Genomic DNA, 8,397 nt, shown 5'->3' with positions numbered 1-8,397 from the left:
AAGCAGATTCCTTCTTTTGGTCATTGTGCCGCCACAATCTGCAGAGCGCGGGGGGCGAGGTGAGTGAAGTAATTCACCGCGGGTTCGATCAGCGCTTCATCAGGATCGAAGCCCGCATGATGCAGACCAAATTTGCTGGCGCTACCGATGCTGACAAAGGCGCCGGGCACCTGTTGAAGATAGAAGGCAAAATCTTCGCCGCCCATTTGTGGCGCTGCAGCCCGCTGGGCCAGATAGCCCGTTTCCTGCGCCAGTTCCAGCGCCACATCGGCCCAGGCTGGCGTATTGATTAACGCAGGCGGCCCTTCAATCCACTCCAGTTCGGCGGTGGCACCAAAGCCGGCGGCGATCCCCTGAATCAGCGCGGTCATCCGGTGCGGGATCTGCGCCCGTATCTCACCATTATGGGTCCGTACCGTGCCCTCCAGCTCCACGCTCTCTGGCAGAACATTCCAGGTGTTACCGGCGGTAAAGCGCGTCACGCTTACCACGACCGTTTCCAGCGAACTGAACACCCGGCTCGGTAGCGTCTGCAAAGCGGTGACGATGTGGCTGGCAATCACAATAGAATCGATGCCTTCCTGGGGCCGCGCGGCGTGTGCGCCTTTGCCTTTAACCCGGATCACAAAGCGATCTACGTTGGCGTAGAACGCGCCCGGCCGGGTCTGCAGCGTACCCAGCGGCAGATCCGGCGCATTGTGCAGACCAAAAATCGCCTGCACGCCCTCCAGCGCACCGGCGTCGATCAGCTGACGCGCGCCGGTAAAAGTCTCTTCTGCGGGCTGAAACAGAATCCTCACCCGGCCAGGCAGCGTAGCTTCACGCTGTTTCAGTTGCAGGGCGACGCCCAGCATCACCGAGGTATGCAGATCGTGTCCGCAGGCGTGCATCACGCCCGGTTGCTGTGAACGCCACGGGCGGTCAGTGGCTTCTTCAATCGGCAGCGCATCAATATCGGCCCGCAGCGCGATCAGCGCCGGTCCGTCGCCCAATTCCGCCACGACGCCGGTTTTCAGTCCCAGCGGCAGCAGACGGATGCCCGCCTGGCCCAGCCAGCGGGTGATACGTTCGGTGGTGGCAAATTCGTGACTGGATAATTCCGGATGCTGATGCAGTTCGCGACGCCACTGCACCAGTTGGTCAGTTGAAAGCAATGTCATGATTATCCCTGTTGTTGCGGCAGAAAAGGTTCACCCAGCGTCAGCATCAGCCGATTCGCCCAGGCAAAAAAGGCGGTCGACTGAATCAGATCGAGCAGGGCCAGCGTGTCCAGCCCCTGTTCCAGCAGCGCATCAATATGCTGTTGCGTCAGCTGAGAAGGCGTAACGGATAACGCCGCTGAAAAAGCGATCAGCGCCTGCCAGCGCGGGCTTTGTCCGTGAGATAACACCGTCCCCGGCGCCACGTTCAGCAGCTTCTGAATCGCCTCATCCTGCTTTGACAGCTGACTGGCTTTGCGCGCATGGACCGAAGCGCAATAGATACAGCCGTTAACCTTACTCACCACCGTTGCCGCCAGTTCACGCTCTGCACGAGGCAGGCCGCCCGCGGTGTAAAAAATGCCTTTATCGGTCAGGGTGCGCTGTTCCAGCAGCGGCAGGTTGCGCGCCAGCAGGCGGAAATAATCGGAGTCGCTATGACCAAACTTAGCCAGTGTGGCCTGCTCATCCGCACTAAACTCCGCCAGCGGTTTCGCCGCCAGCCAGGGCTCCCAGCCCAGTTCTCGCTGGGTAAAGGCGGTGACGGCCGTGTTGCCGCTGGCGGTGAGCGGCGCGTCGTGCCAGTGTCCGGCCACCACCGATGCGGTTTCACCCTGAGCTGCATCGCCCTGCAAGGCCCGCAGACCCGCCAGCAACCGGCTCTGGAAACTGATAAACGCCACCAGCTGCGCCAGCGTGACAATACCGCGCGGACTCCAGCCCGCCTGCTGCAACTCGGCAATGTGTGCCGGTGCCGCGCTGACCGGTTCAAAGGTCAGGCGATGGGCAAACGCGTCGGCGGCCCGATCGCGCTCAGATGCACCGCCAGCTGGCCGATCCGGCTGCAATGATCGCTGTTGTAAATAGTGCGCCTGTAAGCCTGGCTGGGCGTGCCATTCCGCCAGCTGCGCGGCCAGTGTCAGCCGGTCAGGCAGCGGAAAGTCCTCATCCTGCTGGCTGAAGAGCAGCGCATAACTGCCCTGGGTATGTTGGGTCGCAGCGTGGCGGACCTGGCGCGCGCGGGCCAGATCAGAATCGGGATCGATATCGGCCAGTGCGTTTAGCAGATCGTCAGGTTGAGTCATAACGTGCTCCTGTTAGCGAGATTCGCCAGCCGCACGAAGCGCTGGCGCAAGATGGTCGGCAATCAGTTCGATCGAGCGCAGCGTGTCCGCGTGCGACGGCTCAACGGAGTGCACCTGGAAAGAGATATCAGTAACGCGCGACAGCGTGCTGTCCTGCGCCAGCGACTGTTGCACCGCAGCAACGTCACCTACGTGCGCATCAAACTGCGCCAGCAGATCGTCAAACCGTTCGCCACGTAACCGATGTCCGGCAGCCTGATACTGTTGCGCCTGCTGGCGAATGCCCGGCTCAGCAATCTGGCGCGCATAGGCGGTCGAGTCGGCAACAAAAGCGGTCCGTGAGGCGAGAATGCGGGGCGTTACGCCCGCCGGTAGCGCAGCCAGATAGGCGTCGATCAGCGGATTCTGCAAGGCATCAAGCGGCAACGCCGGTTGATCGGCCGGACGCGGCTGGGTGCGGGAGAGCATCAGACCGTGGCCGCCCTGGGCGGCACGCACGGCACCTTCCACCGAAAAGGTGGCGATCCAGACGCGATTGGCCAGTTGCGCCGCAGCCGGATAGAGATGGTTATCCGGATGACCGAGCGAGTCACCACGCCAGGCGCTGAGCAGCGTATGCAGATGTTCAGCAAACACCGTGCCGCGTGCCTCAAAACGCTGACCAAATGACTGAAACGAAGAGGGCGTGCCACCCGATCCCAGCCCGATCTCCAGCCGTCCTTCCGCCAGCTTATCCAGCACGGCGGCATCTTCCGCTACCCGCAGCGCATTCTCCATCGGCAGGGTAATAATGGCCGTACCGAGCCGGATGCGACGGGTGAGCGCGGCAACGTGCGCCAGAAACAGCAGCGGTGAAGGCAGGCCGCCCTCACCCTGATGAAAATGGTGCTGCGCGACCCAGGCATTATCAAAGCCACATCGCTCCGCGTGCTGAATCTGTTCGGTTGCCAGCCGGTAACGCTGTCCGGCCGGCACCTTATCCAGCAGTCGGGTAAAAAAGCCGAGGCGACGGGTCATGCTGACTCCTTAGTTTTCTGGGAAAGCGTGTTCAGGGGAATAAGGGGCGGAATGGCGGCGATCAGTTCGCGTGTGTAAGGATGGCGGGGCGCAGAAAATATCGTGACAACGTCACCTTGCTCAGCCACTTCTCCCGCTTTCAACACCGTCACGCTGTCAGCGATCTGCCGCACCGTGGCTAAATCATGGGTGATGAACAGATAGGTGAGCCCGGACTCTGCCTGGAGTTGCTGTAGCAGATCAAGGATCTGCGCCTGCACGGTGACATCAAGCGCGGAAGTCGCTTCATCCAGTACCAGAATATCCGGCTCGGTGATCAGCGCACGCGCCAGCGCGATCCGTTGACGCTGACCACCAGAAAGCTGGTGTGGCCGACGCGTTAACATTGCCAGCGGCAGCGCCACTCGGGTGGTTACCGCTTCAACCCGCTGCCGTCGTACTTCCCGGCTCAGACGTTCAAAATTACGTAACGGCTCCTCGATGATCTCATACAGCGTCTGACGCGGATCGAGCGAAGCAAAGGGATTCTGATAGACGAACTGGATTTTACGCCGCAGCTGCCGCAGCGCTTCGCCGCGAAGTCCGCTGACGATCCGCCCATCCAGCGAAACCGTGCCGCGGTCTGCCGTTTCAAATCCCATCACGATGCGCGCCAGCGTGGTTTTGCCCGAACCGGATTCACCGACCAGCGCATGAGTTGTGCCGCGAGCCACCTGAAAGCTGACCTGATCCAGCGCCTGTAACCGCTGCTGTTTACCGAGCGCAAAACTTTTGGCGATCGCGGTGGCCTGAATAGCAGGAGCAGCAAAAGAGGAACGTTGTGGCGGCGTGCGGGTTCGCCGCTGCGGGGCCGCGTCATGCAGCAACTGGCGGGTATAAGGATGCGCCGGGGCGTCGATCAGTCTGGCTGACGGCGCGGATTCCTGAATTTCACCGTGGCGGAACACCATAATGCGGTCAGCCCGCTGGGCCGCCAGCGCCAGATCGTGGGTCACAAACAGCACCGCGGTGCCCGACTCACGCCGCAACTGATCCAGCAGATCGAGAATGCGCTTCTGAACGGTCACATCCAGCGCGCTGGTCGGCTCATCCGCAATGATCAGTTCGGGTTGCAGCGCCAGCGCAATGGCGATCAGTACCCGCTGCTTCATGCCTCCTGACAGGTGATGCGGATACTGGTGAACACGCTGCTCCGGATGGCTCAGTCCGACGCGTGTCAGCAACTCAATCACCCGTTGCTGACGTTGCGCCGCGCCGATTTTCAGGTGCAGCCGCAGGATCTCAGCCACCTGCTCACCGATGGTCTTCACCGGATTGAGTGAATTACCGGGGTCCTGAGGCACCAGACTGATGCGGGCACCACGCAGCGAATCGTAACGTTTTTGCGACCACTGACTGATATCCACGCCGTTAAGCCGGATTTCGCCGTGGTCGCGCCGGGCATTGTCCGCCATCAGACCGATAATTGCCTGAGCGGTAGTGGTTTTGCCGGAACCCGATTCGCCCACCAGCGCTACCATCTCTCCGGGGTTAATTTCAAAACTGACGTTATGCACCACCGGTTGCCATAGATTGCCGCTGCGATAACTCAGCGTCAGCTGATCGACCGCCAGTAACGGTTGCCTGCTCATCGGCGTTCTCCTGCAAGCTGCTGGCTGATGCGGTTCGCGGCGAGTACCACCGCTACCACCACCACGCCAGGAAAGGTGGTCAGCCACCAGGCGGTGGCCAGATAATTACGGCCTTCGGCAATCAGCAATCCCCACTCCGGAATCGGCGGCGGCGTGCCGTAACCGAGGAAGCTCAGGGTCGAGAGTGCCAGAATCGCCTGACCAAACTGTAATGCGGCATAGGCGATGACCGGGCTCAGCGCATTCGGCAGAATGTGACGCCACAGCACGGTGAAAAAACGGCCGCCGCTGCCATACGCGGCTTCGATATATTCACTGTGACGAATGCGCACCACTTCAGCGCGCGCCAGCCGGGCGAAACTGGCGATCGACGCAATCCCCACGGCCAGCGCCGCGTTCAGCGTGCCGAAACCGAGCAGAATTAACAGACTCAGCGAGAGTAACAGCGCCGGAATCGCCAGCAGCACATCAACGGCACGCATCAGCACCGATTCCGTTTTGCCGCCGGTGGCACCGGCGATCAAGCCCAGGGCGGTACCCGCCACCAGCCCGATGGTGACCGCGATAAACGCTGCGGAGAGCGAGTGCGACGCGCCGTAAACGATGCGGGCAAACAGGTCACGTCCCAGCTGGTCGGTACCGAGCCAGTGGCCCGCCTGTGGTGCCAGCCGTTGCGCGCCAGCGATGCCCTCGACCGGACTGGCATCGGTAAACAGGCCAGGAAACAGCGCCGCCAGCAAAGCCAGTAGCATCACCAGACCTGCCAGCCACAAACCAGGCTGCAGGGGAGGGTGGCTTTTTCCGGACCGTGCCGGAAGCCGCGCCGCGGCATAATCAACCAGACTCATGGTGTCCCCTTTAACAGTTGTAAGCGCGGGTCGAGCAGCGGCATCAGCAAATCCACCGCCAGGTTAATCACCACAAAGCCCAGCGCCGAAATCACCACCACCGCCTGCAGCACCGCGACATCCTGATTGTTAACCGCCTGCTGGGTCAGCTGGCCGAGCCCGCCCAGACCAAATACCGTCTCGGTAATCAGCGCCCCGGCGATCAGTTCACCCAGCAGCAGGCCCGCCACGGTCAGCACCGGCAGCAGAGCGTTGCGCAATACGTGCCGCCACAGCACGTCGCTTTCGCTGGCGCCTTTGGCCCGTGCCACCGCCACAAACGGACGGGTTGAAACCTCATCAATACTGCGCAGCAGAATCTGCGCCAGCGGCGCGGAGATCGGGATGGCCACGGTGATAATCGGCAGAATCAGTCCCTGCCACGGCGAGGGATTGATCACCGGTATCCAGCGCAGCTGGAAAGAGAACAGCTGTATTAAGGCGATCCCCAGCCAGAAGGTGGGAACCGAGATAAACAGTGCCGGCAGCGATTGCAGCAGATTGCGCAGGCTGCGTAGCGCGGGCAGGCGGCAGAGCGCGGCCAGCGCAAACGCCAGCAGCGCGGCCAGCAAAAATCCGCACAGCGCCAGGCGCAGGGTGCCCGGCAGGTTACTGATGATCAGCTGGCTCACCGGCACGCCAGCCTGAACCGAATAACCAAAGTCACCGTGCAGCATGGCGGCCAGCGTATGCAGATATTGCTGCCACAGCGGATTGTCAGCGCCATAAGCCTGACGCATCTCTGCAATCTGCTGCGGACTGAGGCCGAGATCGGGATTCTGAAACTTAATCAGCACTGCATCGCCGGGCAGCACCTGCAACAGCACGAAAGAGAGGCTGAATGCGGCCCACAGAACCAGCAGCCCCAGCCCAGCCCGATGCAACAAGTAATGGCGCATCACAGACTCCGGTTTAATGTTTTTCCAGCCAGGCGCCATACAGCGCCGGACGGCCTACCGCTTCAAACTTCACCCCTTTCAGCCAGGGCGCACCGGCAAAGACCTGCGGCTCTTCGAAAATCGGGATAACGTAGGCCTGATCGAGCAGATAACGCTGCACGTCGCCAGTCAGCTGCAGCCGTTTAGCCGGATCGACCTCGGCTGAGATAGCCACCAGCAGCTGATTAAGCCGATCGTCGCGGAAGTTTTTCACCTTGTCGCTGGAACCGCCTTTTTGCAGCAGGTTGTCGCGGTTAGCGGGATAGAAACTGCTCTTGATCACATCCGGATCGGCGCGGCCCACTTCGGTGACGTTAAGCGGGGTTTTGAGGGGATCGAGATTATCCAGCGTTTTACTGCCGGCATCGCCGGCTTTCACCGTCAGGGCAACGCCAACCTGACGCCACTGCTGCGCCACCAGCTGCAGTACCTCTTTGTTCTGTGGCTGCGGTAACGATTCATATACAGTAAGCGCCAGCCGCTGACCCGCTTTCTGCCGAATACCATCGGCACCCGGCTGCCAGCCCGCCTGATCCAGCAGCGCTTTGGCTTTCGCCTGGTCAAAGGTCAGTTTGTCTGACAGATCGACGTAACCGGCCGCCGTAGAGGCCACGACCGACCTAGCCTGCGGGTAATTGGGTGAGAACAGCGTATCCACCACCTGTTTCGCGTTGGTGGCATGCAGCAACGCCTGACGGACGCGGATATCGCTTACCAGCGGATTGTCCGGGCGGAAGCTCAGGCTGTCGTTGACGCCACGGGTCGGCGCCGCATAGATCGGGAACTTCTGATCGCTGGCCTGTTTCTCATCATAGGCCTGTACCTGACGGATCAGATCGGCCTGACCGGCCAGCAGCGCGCCGATGCGCACGCTATCTTCCGGGGTAACCAGTACTTTAATGCCGTCCAGATTGGCCGGGCCCTGTTGCGGGCTGCTTTTCGGTCCCCACTGATAATCTTTACGCGCCACCAGATCGACTTCGCGCCCCAGCTTCTCATCGCTGACCACGAAGGGACCCGAACCAATGATATGGCGGGCATCACCCAGCTGATCGAAGCTGCGCGCCAGCGTGCTGAGTGAAACCAGCCCGGAGCCGATAGTCGCCGTGCCCTGCAGGAATCCCGGTGACGGCTTTTTAAAATAGAATTTTACCGTCAGCGGATCGATGACCTCGCTGTGATCATAATTATTGATCACCTCTGACACCGGCAGCCGCAGGGCTTTGTTTCCCAGCCCGTAGGTATCGAAGTTTTTCGCCACTGCATTGGCATCTAACGGTGTGCCATCGGAGAAGATCACGCCGGGACGGAGTTTAAAGGTGTACTGCGTTTTGTCGGCGTTGGTGGTCCAGCTCTCGGCAATCCAGGGTTCCACCTGCAGGGTTTCGGGGTTCTGCCAGGTTAGCTTGTCGGTAATCTGATTCAGAATACCGCCATTAGGATAAAAGCCGCCGGCCGGCGGATAGAGATTAGTATGTGCCTGCTGCTCCAGATAAATCAGCGTTCCGCCTTTGACCGGTGCGGCGACGGCGTTTACGGCAATACTCCCGGCAAGTAAAGTCAAAACCAGCGCACGTAAAGGTGGCGCACGGTGAAAAAACGTCTTCATGATGAATTCCTTTGTTATCAATTATCTCAAC

7 protein-coding genes are annotated in these 8,397 nt (G+C 60.7%); all 7 read right to left on the bottom strand.

Annotated features, from left to right (window positions below; translation table 11 throughout):
- Positions 1–20 precede the first annotated feature (20 nt).
- The 7 genes from LZU96_RS22375 to LZU96_RS22345 are packed head-to-tail and all read right to left on the bottom strand — an operon-like array spanning position 21 to position 8,366.
- A complete protein-coding gene (locus LZU96_RS22375) occupies positions 21–1,160 on the bottom strand; it encodes an amidohydrolase (RefSeq protein ID WP_233988780.1) in 1,140 nt (379 codons plus the stop codon).
- A gap of 2 nt (positions 1,161–1,162) precedes the next feature.
- Positions 1,163–2,284: an alkylhydroperoxidase domain protein gene (locus LZU96_RS22370; RefSeq protein ID WP_233988779.1), complete on the bottom strand. Its 1,122-nt coding sequence runs from the start codon at positions 2,282–2,284 to the stop codon at positions 1,163–1,165.
- Between the two features lie 12 nt (positions 2,285–2,296).
- Complete coding sequence (locus tag LZU96_RS22365) at positions 2,297–3,301, bottom strand: putative FMN-dependent luciferase-like monooxygenase (protein WP_233988778.1); 1,005 nt, start codon at positions 3,299–3,301, stop codon at positions 2,297–2,299.
- Positions 3,298–4,932: a dipeptide ABC transporter ATP-binding protein gene (locus LZU96_RS22360; protein ID WP_233988777.1), complete on the bottom strand. Its 1,635-nt coding sequence runs from the start codon at positions 4,930–4,932 to the stop codon at positions 3,298–3,300. The genes LZU96_RS22365 and LZU96_RS22360 overlap by 4 nt, the downstream gene beginning before the upstream one ends.
- Positions 4,929–5,780, bottom strand: coding sequence for an ABC transporter permease (locus LZU96_RS22355; RefSeq protein WP_233988776.1), 852 nt, complete (start codon positions 5,778–5,780; stop codon positions 4,929–4,931). Before LZU96_RS22355 ends, LZU96_RS22360 begins: the two co-directional genes overlap by 4 nt.
- Positions 5,777–6,718, bottom strand: coding sequence for an ABC transporter permease (locus LZU96_RS22350; RefSeq protein ID WP_233988775.1), 942 nt, complete (start codon positions 6,716–6,718; stop codon positions 5,777–5,779). Before LZU96_RS22350 ends, LZU96_RS22355 begins: the two co-directional genes overlap by 4 nt.
- A 13-nt stretch (positions 6,719–6,731) precedes the next feature.
- The gene (locus LZU96_RS22345; RefSeq protein WP_233988774.1) at positions 6,732–8,366 is read right to left on the bottom strand and encodes a TIGR04028 family ABC transporter substrate-binding protein; all 1,635 of its coding nucleotides are present in this window, start codon (positions 8,364–8,366) and stop codon (positions 6,732–6,734) included.
- Positions 8,367–8,397: the final 31 nt, after the last annotated feature.

The organism is Pantoea agglomerans (assembly GCF_021397715.1).
In the GTDB taxonomy this organism is placed as follows: Bacteria; Pseudomonadota; Gammaproteobacteria; order Enterobacterales; family Enterobacteriaceae; genus Pantoea; species Pantoea astica.
Note: the sequence above shows the minus strand (reverse complement) of the source record. Positions and strands in the feature narration are given on the sequence as shown.